Source organism: Vibrio sp. 10N.222.51.C5, assembly GCF_041474575.1.
Taxonomy (GTDB): Bacteria; Pseudomonadota; Gammaproteobacteria; order Enterobacterales; family Vibrionaceae; genus Vibrio; species Vibrio crassostreae_C.
This window is the reverse complement of sequence record NZ_JBFRUJ010000005.1, coordinates 1-17970: the sequence shown is the minus strand read 5'-3', so window position 1 is coordinate 17970 and position 17970 is coordinate 1. Positions and strand designations below refer to the sequence as shown.

Below are 17970 nucleotides of genomic sequence, written 5' to 3'. Positions count from 1 at the left end.
ATTAGGTCGCCTTTGAGAATGCTTTTCTGTGTGTATGGATCGACATTAAAATACCAAAACCAGCCATAAGGGTAACCATTGAAGTACCACCATAACTGACTAAAGGAAGAGGAACACCAACCACAGGTAGAATGCCACTTACCATGCCAATGTTTACAAAAATATAAACGAAGAAGCTCAGTACAATACTGCCGCCCATCATTCGACCGAATGCGGTTTGAGCTTGGCTCGCAAGCACTAAGCCACGTCCAATAATAAACAGGTAGATAGCAAGCAAGAACAAGATACCAATCATGCCCCACTCTTCGGCGATGACCGCAAAAATGAAGTCGGTGTGGCGCTCTGGAATGAATTCTAATTGAGATTGAGTGCCTTGCAGCCAACCTTTTCCTGATATACCACCCGAACCTATCGCAATCTTACTTTGAATGATGTGGTAACCCGCACCTAATGGATCTGATTCAGGATCAAAAAGGGTTCTAACACGCACTTTTTGATATTCACGCATCAAGAAGAACCATAGGATTGGGATAAATGCCCCTAATGCGATTGCGGCGCTAGCAATGATTTTCCAACTGATACCAGCCAGGAATATCACGAAGATACCAGATGCGGCGATAAGGATAGATGTACCTAGGTCAGGCTGCTTTGCGATTAGAATCGTCGGTACAAACACCATCACTAGCGAGATCGCTAATGTTTGGAATGTTGGTGGAAGTGAGCGCTTACCGATAAATCGTGCCAGCATCAAAGGCACCGCGAGCTTTAATAGCTCTGACGGTTGGAATCGAACAAAGCCGAAGTTTAACCAACGCTGGGCGCCTTTAGAGGCTTCACCAAAGAACAACACGCCCAATAGCAAGATGACACCACCTACAAATAGCAGTGGTGCCAAGGTTTCATAAGTACGAGGTGAGATTTGCGCTAGGAAGATCATCACACCTAAAGACAGAGCCATGCGCATCGCCTGGCGGTCCATCATCGCAAGGCTTTGTCCGCTTGCGCTGTACATGATCAGCAGGGCAAAGCCCATTAAAACCAGAATGCCAAGCAAAAGCGGCAGGTCGATATGCAGCCTTTCGAATAGGGCTCTATTTCGTCCAGTTGAAGGATCAAGTTTCATTATTTAATTGGCTCACTTTGATAATCTTCTGCAAGGATAATATGGTCTAAAATCCTTCTTACTACTGGGCCGCCGTTAGAAGAACCGCCACCTGCGTTCTCTAGAACGATAGTCACGACGGCTTCAGGATCTTCAAAAGGCGCGTAACCCGTAAAGAGGGCGTGATCGCGTAAGTGCTCTGCGATTTCATCCGCGTTGTACTCTTCATCTTCTTTTAAGCCGAATACCTGTGCGGTACCCGATTTACCAGCGGTTTGGTAAGACATCTTCTGGAATGAACGTCTTGCCGTACCTTTCTTACCGTGGTTAGCCAGCCTCATACCTTCCTGAGCGATATCCCAATACTTCTTCTTAACCCCGGTTAGCGGTGGGTAAGTTTCAATGTCCGACATGATTTGTTCATCGAATGGACGACCGTTATCAATGGTTGAACGAAGTAGGTGAGGTGCGGTTACTTCACCTTCATTGACCAAAACTGATGTGGCTTTTGCAATCTGCATGGGTGTTGCAGTCCAGTAGCCTTGGCCAATACCAACTGGGATGGTGTCACCTTGGTACCAAGGCACACGGTGTCTTGCCATCTTCCAATCACGAGTTGGCATATTGGCTTTGCTTTCTTCATAAATATCGATGCCTGTATAGTCACCAAAGCCGAACATCATCATCCATTTGGATATGCGATCAATGCCGAGATCATAAGCAATTTGGTAAAAGAAAGTATCCACTGACTCTTCAATCGCTTTCTCTATATCAACGACACCGTGTCCCCAACGCAACCAGTCACGGAATGGTCTCGTTTTTGAGTTTGGTATCTTCCAATAGCCTGGGTCATTGCGCGTAGTGTTTGGTGTAATAACACCTTCTTGCAGAGCAGCAACAGCAATGAAGGGTTTGATCGTCGATGCTGGTGGGTAAATCCCTAGCGTGGCACGGTTAACCAAAGGGCGGTTTTTGTCTTGAAGTAGCGCGTTATAGCCTTTAGACGAGATACCATGCACGAATGCGTTTGGGTCGTAGCTTGGGCTCGATACCATGGCTAACACGCCATTGTCTTTCGGATCGAGAACGATAGCTGAACCACGGCGGCCATCAAGTAACTTATGTACGTATAGCTGTAGCTTGATATCTAAGTTAAGTACGATATCTTTGCCTGGAACCGAAGGGACAAATTTAAGGGTACGAATCACTCGTCCACGACTGTTAACTTCGACTTCTTGGTAGCCAGCTGTACCGTGCAACATATCTTCGTAATAACGCTCAATACCCAACTTACCGATATCACGTGTAGCTTGGTAATTGGCGTCTTTTTCTTCTCGCATCAAGCGCTGCATATCACGGTCATTGATGCGCGATACATAGCCTATTACGTGAGTGAGCACATCACCGTAAGGGTAGAAACGCTTCAAAGTTCCCGTAACTTCAACACCTGGGAATTTGTGTTGGTTTACAGAGAAGACGGCAACTTGTTCTTCAGACAGTTGATTAAGAATAGGTACTGATTTAAAGCGTCGTGAATTACGACGATCACGATTAAAGCGCTCGATACGCTCTGGCGGGATCTCAATTAATGCTTGCAGACGAGCAAGCGTGTCATCCATATCTTTAATTTTTTCGGGTATGATTTCTAGATTGAAAACAGGACGGTTTTCGGCAAGAAGTATACCGTTGCGATCGTAAATCAAACCACGGTTAGGGGCGATCGGAACGACCTTGATACGGTTGTCGTTAGAACGAGTTTTATAGTCTTGGTATTGATTGACCTGAATGTTGTACAGGTTAACAACCAACATCGACATCATGACTATGATCCCCGCAAACGCAACAAAAGCACGGCTAGTAAATAGTCGTGCTTCTGCTTTGTAATCGCGGATTTGGCTACGTTTACGTAACATTAACGCTTATTCTCGATGATAAGGGTGGTTAGCAGTGATGCTCCAAGCTCGATACAAGCTTTCAGCCATGATAACGCGTACTAATGGGTGAGGGAGAGTAAGCGCAGACAGAGACCAACTTTGGTCTGCGGCCGCTTTACATGCAGGTGCTAATCCTTCAGGCCCGCCAATTAGGATAGATACGTCACGTCCATCCAGCTTCCAACTTTCTAATTGCTCAGCAAGTTGAGGTGTATCCCACTTTCTACCTGGGATATCGAGCGTGACAATACGGTTGCCTTTTGGAACTGCAGCCAGCATCGCTTCACCTTCTTTTTGAAGAATGCGTGCAATATCTGCATTTTTACCGCGCTTTCCTGCAGTAATTTCAATGAGCTCTAATGGCATATCGTGAGGGAAGCGGCGTTTGTATTCTTGAAACCCTTCTTCAACCCACTTTGGCATTTTTGTGCCAACTGCGATTAACTGGATCTTCAAAGCTTAGCCCCAAAGTTTTTCTAGTTGGTACAGCTCACGATGCTCTTCTTGCATAACGTGAAGCATGCTTGTGCCCATATCTAGAACAACCCATTCACCTTCTTGCTGACCGTCCATACCTAGAGGTTGCATACCCGCTTTACGCACTTCATCAGCAACATGCTGTGCAATAGAGGCAACATGGCGTTTAGAGGTGCCAGTACAAACAATCATGTAATCAGTAACGCTTGATTTGCCTTCTACATCGATAGTTACAATCGATTCTGCTTTCATGTCGTCGGCTTTGTCTGCAAGAAAATCTTTTAGTTCTTCACGTAACACTGGGTGTTCCTTTAATCTGAATTTAGCTTTGTTTAGGGCTTGTTGACCCTAGAATATAACACGCTTTTATGCGTGGAATGGTATTGAAGCTGAAGGGATACAAAACTCTACGCTTAACTGATGAATTAGTGGCCAAGGCGACTGCTCATATTGAGTTTTTGTCATCAATTCAGCTTGAGTGAGCAACGCGAACAAAGAGTGTAATTGAGAAATCGAAACTCTTGTTAGCGCGGCGTTATAAAGAGGCTTTTTAGATTGCCAGATACGGTGTTTTTCGAAGACCTGACCAATCGGCATCTGTTTCATTTGTTGCTGCATTTGTAATAGCAGAGCAAGCTCTCGTTGTATGCTACGTAATAAAATGACGGGTTCGACACCTTCAGCTTCTAGCTGACGCAGGATTCGTTGTGCTCGGTTACCTTTGCCTGCCAATAACGCATCACTCCAATGGAATGGAGTAAAATGGTTGTGTCGACTCAGCGATTCTTCTAAGCGTACTAACGTGAGTTTTCCATCTGGGTATTGGAGAGCCAGTTTTTCTAGGCTTTGGGTGAGAGCAAATAGATTACCCTCATGCCATTGCGCCAGCATTTGAATCGCTTCAGGGTCTGGCGTTAAACCGATTTGACGGCAACGCGCTTGGACAAACTGAGGTAACCGACTGACATCTGGCGTTAGGCAACTGACCCAGTGACCCTGATTCGAAAGAGCCTTAAACCACTTAGCGCTTTCTTGAGCTTTGGTGAGCTTAGTGCCCACCAAGATTAACAAGATATCACTGTGGATATGCTCGGAGATTGCGAGTAGCTCTTTCGCTATTGCAGCATTGACGCCTGACTCTGGCAGTTCAAGCTCGATGACCTGACGGCTAGAGAATAGGCTCAGTGCTTGAGTGCAGTCGTAGACTTGATTCCAGTCGAGACTGCTATCAATCGCAAAGCGGTGACGTTCTTCAAAGCCTTGCTGTTTTGCAGCCTTTTGAATCGCTTCTCGGCTCTCTTGCAACAGTAGCGGTTCGTTACCAAAAATTAGGTAAACATTACTCAACTGTTTAATAAGTTGCTCTGATAAGCGGTCAGCAAAAATACGCATCAAATAAACCTATTACTCAGCCGAATCGCTAAGTGTTGGTTGTTCTTCTGAAGCTGGTACGATCTCAACATTCTTGATGTTGTATTGCTTTTCGAGTTCTTTCACTTGAACGTGCTCTAGTGCATCTAGGTCCATGCTATCAGCTGCAATGTTCGCTTTTAGTCGAGCCATCTGACGAAGGATTTGGCTTGTTGCCAACTTACGCATCTCATCTTCGATCATGTCTCGTTCAACCGACTTCGCAAGTGCAGTTAGCGGGTTATCTAGGTAACTACGGGTTACGCTGGTTGAGAACGTCTTTGAGCCAAGATCTGGGATCGTTACTCGGTATGAAGCGTTAAATGTTAGTTCAATTTCGGCGGCACGAGTATTTTGGTATAGCGATAAAGTACGCTCACCAACACTCTCGCTAATGATGTGCAGGTTAGGGGTATTTTCAGCTGGTGGCACAATTTCTACATCATTCATGCGCAGTTGGCCTTTCATCATACGTGTAAACGTACTGTATTGGTCGTAACTGGTTACCGAGATCTTATTGAGTTCTTCTGGTACCGAGTAGTCACCGCGCAGGTGAAAACCACAGGCACTGAGTAGACTCACGGTTAGAACAACAATAGTAACTTTCAATGAAGATAGTGAAATCAGGCGCATTATTTGATGGCTCTCATGAAGGTAGAATACTTATTTAAAGGCTTTAGCTTGTTGAAGTGAGGTTAGTCACTGAAAGTAAAGCGTTTAAATAAGTAGACAGGGCAATGTCATTACCCTGTCTAAAGACTGCAAAAAACGAATTAAGTTCGTTTTAGTCTACTAAGATTAGTTAGCAACAATGTTTAGAAGCTTACCTGGTACGAAGATAACTTTACGAATCGTTAAGCCATCTAGGAACTTCTTAGCGTTCTCATCGTTCAGACCAAGCTCACGAACCTGCTCTTCTGTTGCATCAGCAGCAACGGTTAGTTTCGCACGTAGCTTACCGTTGATCATAACAACGATAGTTTTCTCGTCTTCAACTAGCGCTTTCTCATCGAAAGTTGGCCATGTTGCTGAGTCTACGTTTGATTCACCAAGTGCAATCCACATTTCGTAAGAGATGTGTGGCGTCATTGGGTAAAGCATGCGAACAACAGCTTTTAGCGCTTCATCAAGGATTGCACGATCTTGTACAGACTCTTGAGGTGCTTTCGCTAGCTTGTTCATCAATTCCATGATCGCAGCGATTGCTGTGTTGAACGTTTGGCGACGGCCGATATCGTCCGTTACTTTCGCGATAGTCTTGTGGATATCACGGCGAAGTGCTTTTTGGTCACCAGACAGAGCAGAAGCATCAACAGATTCAGCAGCGCCTTTAGAAGAGTGAGCGTGAACCAGTTTCCAAACACGCTTAAGGAAGCGGTTTGCGCCTTCAACGCCAGACTCTTGCCACTCAAGTGTCATGTCTGCAGGAGATGCAAACATCATGAATAGACGTACTGTGTCAGCACCGTACTTGTCTACCATCTCTTGTGGGTCGATACCGTTGTTTTTCGACTTAGACATCTTGATCATGCCTGAGTGTTCAACTTCGCGGCCTTGGTTGTCGACAGCTTTTTCGATACGGCCTTTACCGTCACGATCGATAGTCACGTCAGTAGGAGCAATCCACTCTTTGGTGCCTTTTTCATTCGTGTGGAAGAACGCGTCAGCTAGAACCATACCTTGACATAGTAGTTGCTTGAATGGTTCGTCAGACGTTACGTAACCTGCATCACGTAGCAATTTATGGAAGAAACGAGAGTACAATAGGTGCATACAAGCGTGCTCGATACCACCGATGTACTGGTCTACTGGTAGCCAGTAGTTTGCTTTCTCTGGGTCTAGAATATCGTCAGCTTGTGGTGAACAGTAACGAGCGTAGTACCAAGAAGACTCCATGAACGTATCGAATGTATCTGTCTCACGTAGAGCAGGTTCGCCGTTGAATGTTGTTTCTGCCCAAGACTTGTCTGCCTTGATTGGGCTGGTCACACCATCCATTACCACGTCTTCTGGAAGAATGACTGGTAGCTGGTCTGCTGGTACTGGGTGAACTTCACCGTCTTCAGTGGTAACCATTGGGATTGGTGCACCCCAGTAACGTTGACGAGATACACCCCAGTCACGTAGACGGAAGTTTACTGTCTTCTTACCTTTGCCTTCAGCTTCTAGCTTCGCAGCAATTGCATCGAATGCTTCTTGGAAAGCAAGACCATCGAATTCACCAGAATCGAACAATACACCTTTCTCTGTGTAAGCCGCTTCAGAAACGTCTAGCTCAGAACCGTCTTCAGGCTTGATTACTGGGATGATGTCGATGCCGTACTTAGTTGCGAATTCGTAGTCACGTTGATCGTGAGCAGGAACCGCCATTACCGCACCTGTGCCGTAATCCATAAGTACGAAGTTTGCTACGTATACAGGAACAACACGACCGTTAAGAGGGTGGATAGCCGTTAGGCCAGTATCCATACCTTTCTTTTCCATCGTTGCGAGTTCAGCTTCAGCAACTTTAGTGTTACGACACTCTTCAACGAATGCAGCAAGCTCTGGGTTGTTCTTCGATGCTTTCTCTGCAAGAGGGTGACCTGCAGCGATACCAACGTAAGAAACACCCATTAGTGTATCTGGACGTGTTGTGTACACTTCTAATGGTGCTTCTTCGCCGTTAACAGCGAAAGATAGCTCAACACCTTCAGAGCGGCCGATCCAGTTGCGCTGCATGGTCTTAACCATTTCAGGCCAACCTTCAAGGTTGTCTAGATCGTCTAGTAGCTCTTGAGCGTACTCAGTGATTTTAATAAACCACTGTGGAATTTTCTTTTGCTCTACTGGAGTGTCACAACGCCAGCAACAACCGTCTTCTACTTGCTCATTTGCCAGTACTGTTTGGTCGTTTGGACACCAGTTCACTGAAGATGTCTTCTTGTAAACCAGGCCTTTTTCGTAAAGCTTAGTGAAGAACTCTTGTTCCCAACGGTAGTACTCTGGAGTACACGTTGCGAATTCACGGTTCCAGTCGTAACCAAAGCCTAGAAGCTTAAGCTGGTTCTTCATGTACTCAATGTTTTCGTAAGTCCATGGTGCAGGTGCTGTATTGTTTTTAACAGCGGCGTTTTCTGCAGGTAGGCCGAATGCATCCCAACCAATTGGCTGCATTACGTTTTTGCCTTGTAGACGTTGGAAACGAGATACCACATCACCGATGGTGTAGTTACGCACGTGACCCATGTGCAGTCGGCCACTTGGGTAAGGGAACATAGAAAGACAGTAGAATTTTTCTTTGTTTGGGTCTTCACTTACAACGAAAGTCTCGCTGTTATCCCAGTGTTGTTGAACCTTTTGTTCAATCTCTTGCGGGTTATATTGTTCTTGCATCGATGGTATCCGGTTATCTTGGAATTTGTGAGTTCGGTTAGAACAGAATCTTACAGATCGTCATAGAATACCTAAAGGAGCTGAGTACAACAATAGTTATACCCTTCATACTTGCAGTTGCCGCTTAGTAGATTGTGTAATTTTCACTGAATTTCGCAGGGCAACTATACTTAAGAGTATGAATTGCATTTGTTTGTAAGCGGGAGTGCATTGCAGCGCATCCGTTTGCTCACTAAAAGGTTGGTTATCTTAAGGAGGTTGTTATGCCGAAGAAAAAAGCGCTCTATGAAGAAGTCGTCGAAGAGGTGATTGAAACGCTGAAGCATAGCCCTGAAGAGCTCAACAACAAAATCGAAACGTCGGGCAAGTTTGCGAAAGCAGCTAATGATATGACTAAAGATGAGCTTTCATTGATCTCTGCCTACGTGAAGTCGGACTTAAAAGAGTTTTCCGAAAGCTATGAAGAGAGTAAAAGCGGTCCATTCTATTTGATGATTGCGGACTCTATTTGGCAAGGGCTGTTGGATATTACTGATCGTACTAAGGTGGAATGGGTTGAACTGTTCCAAGACTTAGAACACCAAGGCTTGTATCAAGCGGGTGAAGTCATTGGCTTGGGAACCTTAGTATGTGACGAGTGTGGTCACCAAACCGAATATAACCACCCAACCAATATCATTCCATGCATTAAATGTGGTTCTAAAGGGTTTAGTCGTAAAGCCCTTAAACCGTAAGCTTCTGAACCATAGCGTATCAACGCAAAACCACAGCAATGAAAAAGGGTTGACCCGATCAGTCAACCCTCAAATCACTTTTCGTCGAATCTAGCTTTTTGGCTTTCTAATTACCCAACCAATCACCAAGCTGAGCATCGCCCAGATATACAGTGGCCAAGTACCTACTGTGTGATAAGGCGTTTGACCATCCGTTGAAATGAGTTCAGCTTTTAACACTGCCGTTTCAAACTGAGGCACTTGCTTGATTATATTGCCTTTGTAATCAGTAACTGCCGTCACACCGTTGTTGGTCGAGCGAATAACCGGCTTACCAAGCTCCAGAGCACGCATCTGTGCAATTTCCATATGTTGCAGAGGGCCAATCGAACGACCAAACCACGCATCGTTAGAGAGCGTTAAAATAAAGTCAGTCTCGTCGGTTACGTTCTGTCTAACTTGATCATTAAAGATGATCTCATAACACAGTGCCGGCGCTAAGTGACGACCATTTGCCACTATGTTTGGTTGAACAAAGTCGCCACGGCTAAATGATGACATTGGCAAGTTAAAGAAAGGTGCTAATGGACGCAAGATATCTTCAAACGGCACAAACTCACCAAATGGTAACAGGTGGTGTTTATGGTAGCGTTCGTCTGGATCGTAGCTGTACTCACCGTATGGATTCACACCGAGAGAAAGAACACTGTTGTAGTATTTCTTATCTTCAGACTGATTCAGCACACCGGTAATGATCGAACTGTTGTTCATCTTCGCTGCGCTATCCAAGTTACGTAGGAAAGATGGGATCTCAACTTCGAATGCTGGAATAGCCGCTTCAGGCCAGATGATGATATCCGCTCCCCAGTTTTCTCTGCTTAGGTCGGTGTACTTCATCATGGTCGGCCAGCGATGACTCGGCAGCCATTTGCTGTCTTGATCGACGTTGCCTTGGATTAAGACGACTGACGTGGTTTTTTCAGGGTTCGGCGTGACCCAGTCGATGTTGCGAATACCAAAGCCTGCACTAAATACGACGGCGGGAATGAGAGCGATGCTCCAAGCTCGGTTAACAATCGCATAAGTGAATGCAGAGGCTGAAACAATGATCGCTAAAGTTACTAGATCTACGCCGCCAATCGGTGCAAATGAACCTAATGGCGAATCGATTTGGCTGTAGCCTAACCAAAGCCAAGGGAAGCCCGTCATTACCCATCCACGCAGCCAATCGCTGACTAACCACAATGCAGGAGCTGCGAGGAAAAAGCGGCTTAGGTTATTGGCAGGGAAGAATTTATTCAAACCCCAGGTAAATAGCCCTGAATAAACGGCTAGGTAGCCAACAAGCAATGCCATCAAAAATAGGTTGGCTGCCAGTGGCATGCCGCCAAAACCATCAATGCTGACGTATACCCAGCTGATACCTGTGGTGAATTGACCTAAACCCCATGCGTAGCCAATCCAAAGCGCACTTTTAGGAGAGCGGTTGTGGATCAGTAACAGCAACAAAGCTGGGCTGAGAATAGCAAGAGGCCATATAGAGTATGGAGCGAATGAAAGGGTGGTTATAGCGCCAACAAAAACGGCCGCAAGCGGCCGTAATAGGCGATGAATAAAGGTATTAGTCATCTAATTTCTGTCATCTCTTTAGAGAGAAGTTGTTATTCTTCGATAGTCGGAAGAGGCTGTTCGTCAGGAATGGTTACCTGTAGCTGAATCACACGACGGTTATCTGCTGATGTTATTTTGAAATGGTAGTTTTCGATTTCTACAATTTCGCCACGAACCGGCAGGTGGCCGAGTGCTGTCATAACCATGCCGCCTACCGTATCCACTTCGTCGTCACTAAAGGCAGTGTTAAACGTATCGTTGAACTCTTCAATAGTGGTTAAAGCTTTTACAGAGAAGGTATGCTTACTCAGCTTACGAATATCTAGCTCTTCTTCATCGTCGAACTCGTCTTCAATTTCACCAACGATTTCTTCGAGGATATCTTCAATGGTTACCAGGCCAGAAACTCCACCAAACTCATCGACAACGATAGACATGTGGTAACGCTCTTCTTGGAACTCCTTAAGCAGGCGATCAACTCGCTTACTTTCAGGAACAACCACGACAGGGCGAATCACTTGTTCGATATCAAATGGAGCACTTTCTGAACCCAAATACTTAAGTAGGTCCTTCGCTAATAGAATGCCTTCAACATGGTCTTTATCTTCACTGATCACTGGGTAGCGAGAGTGTTGAGCATCAGTAATGAGCGCAATCAATGTATCTAGATCATCTGTGCGTTCAACTGTAACCATTTGAGAGCGAGGCAGCATAATATCGCGTACTCGCATCTCTGAAATTTCCATAACACCCTCGAGCATGTCGCGTGTGTCGTGGTCAATTAGGTCATTAATTTCTGAGTCGCGGATTACATCTACGAGCTCTTGGCGATCTTTTACTTCACCTTGAAATAGTTGGCCTAGGCGTTCAAAGAAGGACTTTCTACTCGGACCTTCAGATTTTTTACTTCCCTCAGAAGTGGGGGGGTTACCTTCGTTCATGATTTCTCAAAAAATAACGCTATCAGAAGTGTGATAGCACACGTTACAACTCAGATTCCTGTGAAAATCACAGGTTCGATGAGTTATTGTTTCTCTGCAACCTACTTTACTAGAATCAATTTACTTTTCTAGAATGTAAGGGTCTTCAAACCCCATAGATTGCATGATTTCTGTCTCGAGTGACTCCATCTCTTCAGCTTCATCATCTTCGATATGATCATAACCTAGCAGATGCAGACTGCCATGTACAACCATATGAGCCCAGTGTGCTAGCAGAGGCTTACTTTGCTCTTCTGCTTCTTTTTCGACAACTTGGCGGCAGATAATGAGGTCGCCCAGTAGATCTAACTCGATCCCTGGAGGAGCCTCGAATGGAAAAGACAACACGTTAGTTGGCTTATCTTTGCCACGATATTCATGATTGAGCTTGTGGCTTTCTTGTGTATCAACGATACGAACCGTCAACTCAGCGTTCTCTTGAAACTGAGGAATTGTCTTGTCCAACCAAAGCTGAATATCTTGCTCAGTTGGAAGACCTTGCTCATTTTCGACCGCTAATTGCAGGTCTAGTTCAATAGACATCTATTTATCACCTTGTTCTGCAATTACAGAGCTATTTTGTGTTGCTAATTGTGTCGTAACTACCTGCTGAGCCTCAAGAAGTTTGGCTTCACGCTCTTCACGTTTACGCTTTTCAAACTCTTTGCGCTCTTTCTGGTCTTTTGCTTCCCACTTCTCGTATGCGTTGACGATACGAGCAACTACAGGGTGACGAACGACGTCTTCAGACATGAAGAAGTTAAAGCTAATGTCGTCGACTTCATTGAGCACTTCAGTCGCATGGCGTAAGCCTGATTTTGCACCACGAGGTAAATCGATTTGCGTAATATCACCTGTGATCACAGCGCGTGAGTTAAAACCGATACGGGTTAAGAACATCTTCATCTGTTCTACCGTGGTGTTTTGGCTCTCATCAAGAATGATAAACGCATCATTCAATGTACGACCACGCATGTAAGCCAGTGGCGCAACTTCAATTACGTTACGTTCAATCAGCTTCTCAACTCGCTCAAAGCCAAGCATCTCAAACAGCGCATCGTAAAGTGGACGTAAATATGGGTCTACTTTTTGGCTTAAATCACCCGGTAGGAAACCAAGCTTCTCACCGGCTTCAACAGCAGGACGAGTCAGTAGGATTCGGCGAACCTCTTGGCGTTCAAGTGCATCAACTGCTGCAGCAACGGCTAAGTAGGTTTTACCTGTACCTGCTGGCCCAATACCAAAGGTGATGTCATGAGTCACCATGTTCATTAGGTACTGTGCTTGGTTTGGCGTTCGAGGTTTGATGACGCCTTTTTTAGTCTTAATGGTCACTTCTTTGCCGTAGTCAATTTCAGACTCGACGTGTTGCTCCAAAATGCCTGACTCGGTGATCGCCAGATGTATTTGCTCTGGTTCGATATCGATTATGTTGCCTTTAACTGGAGCCGTTTCAACATAGAGGTGTTTGATGATGTCTAAAGCTGCGGCTGTAGTGTGAGGCTTACCAACAATGGTGAAAAAGTTGCTACGGTAATTAATCTCAACGCCCAGACGACGCTCAAGATGCTTGATGTTGTCGTCAAATGGTCCGCATAAACTTGCCAAGCGCTTGTTGTCTGCTGGTTCTAGATTTATCTCTAAGGTAACGATTTTATTGCTCAAATTAGCCTCTCATTTTGTGCCACTCACTCTTAAATAAAACAAAGAGCAAAAAGCCCGATTTAGACCGGGCTTCTGATGGTGATATCCCTATTTCTAAGATGGTCACTTAGTTAGGTAATTTCAAGCTTTGTGTTTGCGCTTTGTGCTCAAACAGTTGTATTGCCTATGGCGTAAATGTCGCTACACCTAGCTCGTCTTCACGTTTTGTTTTTTCCATCATTTCTGCTGGAGTCATAACAACGCGTAGACCCATGTCTTTTTCTGTGCGAACTAGCTCACCACGTAGTGAGTTGGTGTAAACCTCAGTGATCTTCACATCTACGAATTGACCGATTAGGTCTGCAGAACCTTCGAAGTTCACAACACGGCTGTTTTCTGTACGGCCGCGAAGTTCCATTAGGTTCTTTCTTGATGGGCCTTCAACAAGGATACGTTGCTCTGTGCCTAACATTAGACGAGAGAAACGCATAGCTTGTGTGTTTACCGTTTGCTGCAGTTCGTACAGACGATCTTTCTTCTCTTGTGCTGGTACATCACATGGGTAATCTGCCGCTGGCGTACCTGGACGTGGAGAGAAAACAAAGCTGAAGCTCATATCGAAATCAACGTCTTTAATTAGCTTCATTGTATCTTCGAAGTCTTGCTTAGACTCACCAGGGAAACCAACAATAAAGTCAGAGCTGATTTGAATGTCAGGGCGAGCTTTACGCAGTTTACGGATAATAGATTTGTACTCGATAGCCGTATGTGGGCGCTTCATCATCGTAAGAATACGGTCACTACCACTTTGTACTGGTAGGTGAAGGAAGCTCACTAGCTCTGGTGTGTCTTTGTAAACTTCAATGATGTCGTCACCAAACTCAAGCGGGTGGCTTGTTGTGAAACGAATACGGTCGATACCGTCGATAGAAGCAACAAGACGAAGCAGTTCTGCGAATGAACAGATATCGCCTTCGTGTGTTGGACCGCGGTATGCGTTTACGTTTTGACCTAGCAGGTTAACTTCACGTACGCCTTGCTCTGCAAGTTGAGCAACTTCGAAAAGTACATCATCCATTGGACGGCTAACTTCTTCGCCACGTGTGTATGGTACAACGCAGTAAGTACAGTATTTAGAACAACCTTCCATGATAGAAACGAACGCCGTCGCGCCTTCAGCTTTTGGCTCTGGCAGGTTATCGAACTTTTCGATCTCTGGGAAAGAGATATCCATTACTGGCTTTTCGTTAGACAGTGATGATTTAATCATCTCTGGCAAACGGTGTAATGTTTGTGGGCCAAAGATAACGTCTACGTAAGGTGCACGTTGACGAATGTGATCACCTTCTTGAGTCGCTACACAGCCACCCACACCGATCACCACACCTTCTTTTTTATCTTTAAGCGTTTTCCAACGACCAAGCTGGTGGAATACTTTTTCTTGCGCTTTTTCGCGGATAGAACAAGTATTCAATAGTAGTACGTCTGCTTCCTCAGGTACTTCAGTTAGCTCATAGCCATTTGCAGCGTTAAGCAGGTCGGCCATTTTTGATGAATCATATTCATTCATCTGACAGCCCCAAGTTTTAATTAGCAGTTTCTTACTCATTATATGTTCGCTCGATCGTTAGTTTAATTTAAGGGAGCAAATCGCCCATTATTTATCCGCTAGCCCCGTTTGTCATAATTCGGTATTCAATTTTATGACAGGCTCTAGCGGCAAGCGGCGTATTGTACTGGTTTCAAAACCGACTGACTAGTAGTCTGAACAAATCTCTTATGTAGTGGTTTTTATTATCGTTAACGCCATATGCCATAAGGGATAACCCTTTTTTCGAATAAGGTTTTTGGTTACAAGTTAGTTATGAAAAAGTACAATCAAAAACAGTCAAAGAATCAAACTGATAAGTACGAAATATGAACAGTTACGATATTGTAGTAGTCGGTGGCGGCATGGTTGGCGCAGCAACAGCAATCGGTTTTGCAAAGCAAGGTCTGAGTGTTGCGGTGATCGAAGGTTTTGCCCCACAAGCTTTTGATGAATCGCAAGCGATGGACATTCGTGTGTCAGCGATTTCTCAAGCATCGGTCGATTTGCTTGAAGATCTTGGTGCATGGCAAAGTATTGCAGCAATGCGAGTGTGTTCTTATAAACGTTTAGAGACGTGGGAGCACCCAGAGTGTCGTACTCGATTTGATGCTGCCTCACTAGACCTTCCTCGTTTGGGCTATATCGTTGAGAACAGACTCATTCAATTAGGTTTATGGTCTCAATTTGATGCCTACGACAATCTCGAACTGTTATGCCCAGAAAAGCTCGATGTGATTGAGTTTGGTGAAATCAATATCGTAAAGCTTCAATCAGGGGCTGAGTTGTCTGCGAAGTGGGTGGTTGGTGCTGATGGTGCGAATTCAGCCGTTCGCCAACAAGCTGGAATTGGCATCACGGCTTGGGATTATCGACAACACTGTATGCTTATCAATGTAGAAACAGAACAACCTCAGCAAGATATTACTTGGCAGCAATTTCTACCAAGTGGCCCTCGTTCATTTTTGCCTTTGTGTTCTCTAACCTCTGACGGTCAAGAAGTCGGGCTGGGCTCGTTAGTTTGGTATGATTCTCCACTGCGTATTAAGCAACTGTCAGCAATGGCCCCTGAAAAACTACGTAACGAAGTACTTACTCACTTTCCTAAAGAGTTAGGTGATATCAAAGTCTTGAATTCGGGTTCTTTTCCTCTGACACGACGTCATGCTCAATCATACTCGAAGAATAACTGTATTTTGGTCGGAGACTCTGCGCATACCATCAACCCTTTGGCTGGGCAGGGTGTTAACTTAGGCTTCAAAGATGTATCAGTACTGCTGGATGTCACCAAAGAAAAGGGTGAATTGAACCAGTCTGTAGCAAGACGCTATGAAGTGATAAGAAGAGGCGACAATCTAATGATGCAAAGTGGCATGGATTTCTTCTACAAGACATTCAGCAACGACATTGGCCCACTGAAATTTGTACGTAATGCTGCTCTAAAACTAGCTGAAAATTCAGGCCCGATTAAAGCTCAAGTATTGAAATACGCTTTGGGTCTCTAATTGAGCGTTTAAGACTGCTTATGAAAAGAAGGAGAGCGAATGCTCTCCTTTTTTGTATTCGATGATGTCTATCGCTGCTGTGTCACACAAACTGGCGCATCTAGCTCTAATGAGTAGCCTGTGTAAACCAGAGATCCGTCTTCTGTATTTCGCTTGAATGACGTGATGTTATTAGTGTGCTGGTTTGTGGCGATAAGCCATTTCCCATCGTTCGTTATATGGAAGTCTCTTGGGAATTTGCCTTCAGTGTCGTAGCTATCAATGAAAGTCAGCCTTTGAGTCTCAGAGTCGATTTTGAAGCTACTGATTCTTGATTGGTGTCGACATGACACATAAAGGAATTGCTCATCAGGCGATAGCTTAATCGCAGCTGCGGCTTCTCCCTTCTCCATATTAGGCAATGCATCAATCTCTTCCACTACATTCCAAATGCCTAAAACCTTTTCCAAAGTCAGCAACGTTTCAGAGAGTTCACAGACCACATAGGCTCTGTCTTCAGCTTTGTTAAAGATTAAATGGCGAGGTCCATTGCCGGCGGGCACCTTAATAGACTGCATTGGCTCATCAAGGAACTCTTCTTGCTCTTCATCAAAGCAATAGAAGTTGATGCGATCGGTGCCGAGATCGACAGTCACAAACTGTGGTGAGTTTTGTAAGAACAGGCATTGATGGGCGTGTGGGCTAGTTTGTCTCTCTTTGTTTGGCCCGGAACCAACCATCTGGATTGTTTTGAGTCGTTTATCGATGCTGCCGTTGATACTTAAGCTAAAAATATCGAATGTGCCTGATGAGTATTGCGACGTGATAGCAAACTTATTGTGTGGATCTATCGCGACGTGACAAGGGTGATCTCCCGAGATGAGGCTTGTATTGTGTGTTAGCTGTGAATCAACATTAGGTATATGAATGAGCTGGGGCTGTTTTTGCTGGTCCACTTCCGATGCAGTATAGATCCCAGTCTTTGTTACAGTAATAAAAGAGGGGTTAGTACATTTGATGATCAGCTCTAGAGGTAATAGTTTTCCTGTTTCTAGATCTAACTGAGTTTGATAAACACCTTGGCTTTTACTTGGTGTATCTGTGTAGCAACCGATCGTTAAGGGGAGGGGTTTCATAGGCTAGTCATACTCAATTAGAAAATGGAGCTGACATTGTCTTATAAAATCGTATTAAAAGTGAGGTTATAGAAGAGAATACTTGGTGACTTGGCTAGCAGATTTGCATATTCCAGATAAAACAAAACCCAGCTAAAAAGCTGGGTTCTATTTAATGATGGTGCGGTCGGAGAGACTTGAACTCTCACACCTCTCGGCGCCAGAACCTAAATCTGGTGCGTCTACCAATTCCGCCACGACCGCAGCAAATCTTTATAGTCATATCGAATATTGGTGCTTCAATAAGACGTTGTATAAGTGGTGGCTACTGCGGGATTTGAACCTGCGACCCCATCATTATGAGTGATGTGCTCTAACCAACTGAGCTAAGTAGCCATAATAAATCTAATCGATTCACTATTTGTTCTCTAATGAAAGAGAAATAATGGTGCGGTCGGAGAGACTTGAACTCTCACACCTCTCGGCGCCAGAACCTAAATCTGGTGCGTCTACCAATTCCGCCACGACCGCAGCAAA

At 44.8% G+C, this 17970-nt stretch carries 15 protein-coding genes and 3 tRNA genes; 2 read left to right on the top strand and 16 right to left on the bottom strand.

The features are described 5' to 3' along the window. Position 1: 1 nt before the first annotated feature. The 7 genes from rodA to leuS form a co-directional block, all read right to left on the bottom strand. The gene (gene rodA, locus AB4558_RS00825; protein WP_017062334.1) at positions 2–1123 is read right to left on the bottom strand and encodes a rod shape-determining protein RodA; all 1122 of its coding nucleotides are present in this window, start codon (positions 1121–1123) and stop codon (positions 2–4) included. Then, positions 1123–3015 carry a penicillin-binding protein 2 gene (gene mrdA, locus AB4558_RS00820; protein ID WP_017068507.1) on the bottom strand — a complete coding sequence of 631 codons (1893 nt, stop codon included), beginning with the start codon at positions 3013–3015 and terminating at the stop codon, positions 1123–1125. Before mrdA ends, rodA begins: the two co-directional genes overlap by 1 nt. 6 nt (positions 3016–3021) lie before the next feature. Further along, entirely contained in the window at positions 3022–3492 is a 471-nt protein-coding gene (gene rlmH / locus AB4558_RS00815; protein ID WP_017068506.1) for a 23S rRNA (pseudouridine(1915)-N(3))-methyltransferase RlmH, read from the bottom strand. Positions 3493–3495: 3 nt separating this feature from the next. Further along, positions 3496–3813 carry a ribosome silencing factor gene (rsfS, locus tag AB4558_RS00810; RefSeq protein WP_004735247.1) on the bottom strand — a complete coding sequence of 106 codons (318 nt, stop codon included), beginning with the start codon at positions 3811–3813 and terminating at the stop codon, positions 3496–3498. Positions 3814–3879: 66 nt separating this feature from the next. After that, on the bottom strand, positions 3880–4905 hold the full coding sequence (holA, locus tag AB4558_RS00805) for a DNA polymerase III subunit delta (protein ID WP_017068505.1): 1026 nt from the start codon (positions 4903–4905) through the stop codon (positions 3880–3882). A 12-nt stretch (positions 4906–4917) separates the two neighbouring features. Next, the gene (gene lptE / locus AB4558_RS00800; RefSeq protein ID WP_137002403.1) at positions 4918–5556 is read right to left on the bottom strand and encodes an LPS assembly lipoprotein LptE; all 639 of its coding nucleotides are present in this window, start codon (positions 5554–5556) and stop codon (positions 4918–4920) included. 165 nt (positions 5557–5721) lie between these two features. Next, positions 5722–8298 (bottom strand): leucine--tRNA ligase, encoded by a 2577-nt coding sequence (gene leuS, locus AB4558_RS00795; protein ID WP_137002402.1) that lies wholly within the window; start codon positions 8296–8298, stop codon positions 5722–5724. Between the two features lie 263 nt (positions 8299–8561). Between leuS and AB4558_RS00790 the strand changes: the two genes are divergently transcribed. Further along, complete coding sequence (locus AB4558_RS00790; protein ID WP_017062329.1) at positions 8562–9032, top strand: zinc ribbon-containing protein; 471 nt, start codon at positions 8562–8564, stop codon at positions 9030–9032. A gap of 90 nt (positions 9033–9122) precedes the next feature. Here AB4558_RS00790 and lnt read toward each other — a convergent pair whose 3' ends face one another. From lnt to miaB, 5 genes are all read right to left on the bottom strand, one after another. Continuing rightward, entirely contained in the window at positions 9123–10640 is a 1518-nt protein-coding gene (gene lnt / locus AB4558_RS00785; RefSeq protein WP_372098219.1) for an apolipoprotein N-acyltransferase, read from the bottom strand. Between the two features lie 32 nt (positions 10641–10672). Next, a complete protein-coding gene (corC, locus tag AB4558_RS00780) occupies positions 10673–11563 on the bottom strand; it encodes a CNNM family magnesium/cobalt transport protein CorC (RefSeq protein ID WP_012603382.1) in 891 nt (296 codons plus the stop codon). A 120-nt stretch (positions 11564–11683) separates the two neighbouring features. Beyond that, complete coding sequence (ybeY, locus tag AB4558_RS00775; RefSeq protein ID WP_372157675.1) at positions 11684–12145, bottom strand: rRNA maturation RNase YbeY; 462 nt, start codon at positions 12143–12145, stop codon at positions 11684–11686. Continuing rightward, positions 12146–13267: a PhoH family protein gene (locus AB4558_RS00770; RefSeq protein ID WP_017064169.1), complete on the bottom strand. Its 1122-nt coding sequence runs from the start codon at positions 13265–13267 to the stop codon at positions 12146–12148. A 163-nt stretch (positions 13268–13430) separates the two neighbouring features. Then, entirely contained in the window at positions 13431–14855 is a 1425-nt protein-coding gene (gene miaB / locus AB4558_RS00765) for a tRNA (N6-isopentenyl adenosine(37)-C2)-methylthiotransferase MiaB (RefSeq protein WP_017062326.1), read from the bottom strand. A 308-nt stretch (positions 14856–15163) separates the two neighbouring features. Between miaB and AB4558_RS00760 the strand changes: the two genes are divergently transcribed. Then, a complete protein-coding gene (locus AB4558_RS00760) occupies positions 15164–16339 on the top strand; it encodes a 2-octaprenyl-3-methyl-6-methoxy-1,4-benzoquinol hydroxylase (protein WP_017064167.1) in 1176 nt (391 codons plus the stop codon). A 68-nt stretch (positions 16340–16407) separates the two neighbouring features. Here the strand turns inward: AB4558_RS00760 and AB4558_RS00755 are convergent, their stop codons facing one another. From AB4558_RS00755 to AB4558_RS00740, 4 genes are all read right to left on the bottom strand, one after another. Beyond that, a complete protein-coding gene (locus tag AB4558_RS00755; protein WP_372157673.1) occupies positions 16408–17454 on the bottom strand; it encodes a lactonase family protein in 1047 nt (348 codons plus the stop codon). A 158-nt stretch (positions 17455–17612) separates the two neighbouring features. Next, positions 17613–17697, bottom strand: a tRNA-Leu gene (locus tag AB4558_RS00750). A gap of 55 nt (positions 17698–17752) precedes the next feature. Beyond that, positions 17753–17829: transfer RNA gene (locus AB4558_RS00745), tRNA-Met, on the bottom strand. A 50-nt stretch (positions 17830–17879) separates the two neighbouring features. Beyond that, positions 17880–17964: transfer RNA gene (locus AB4558_RS00740), tRNA-Leu, on the bottom strand. Positions 17965–17970: the final 6 nt, after the last annotated feature.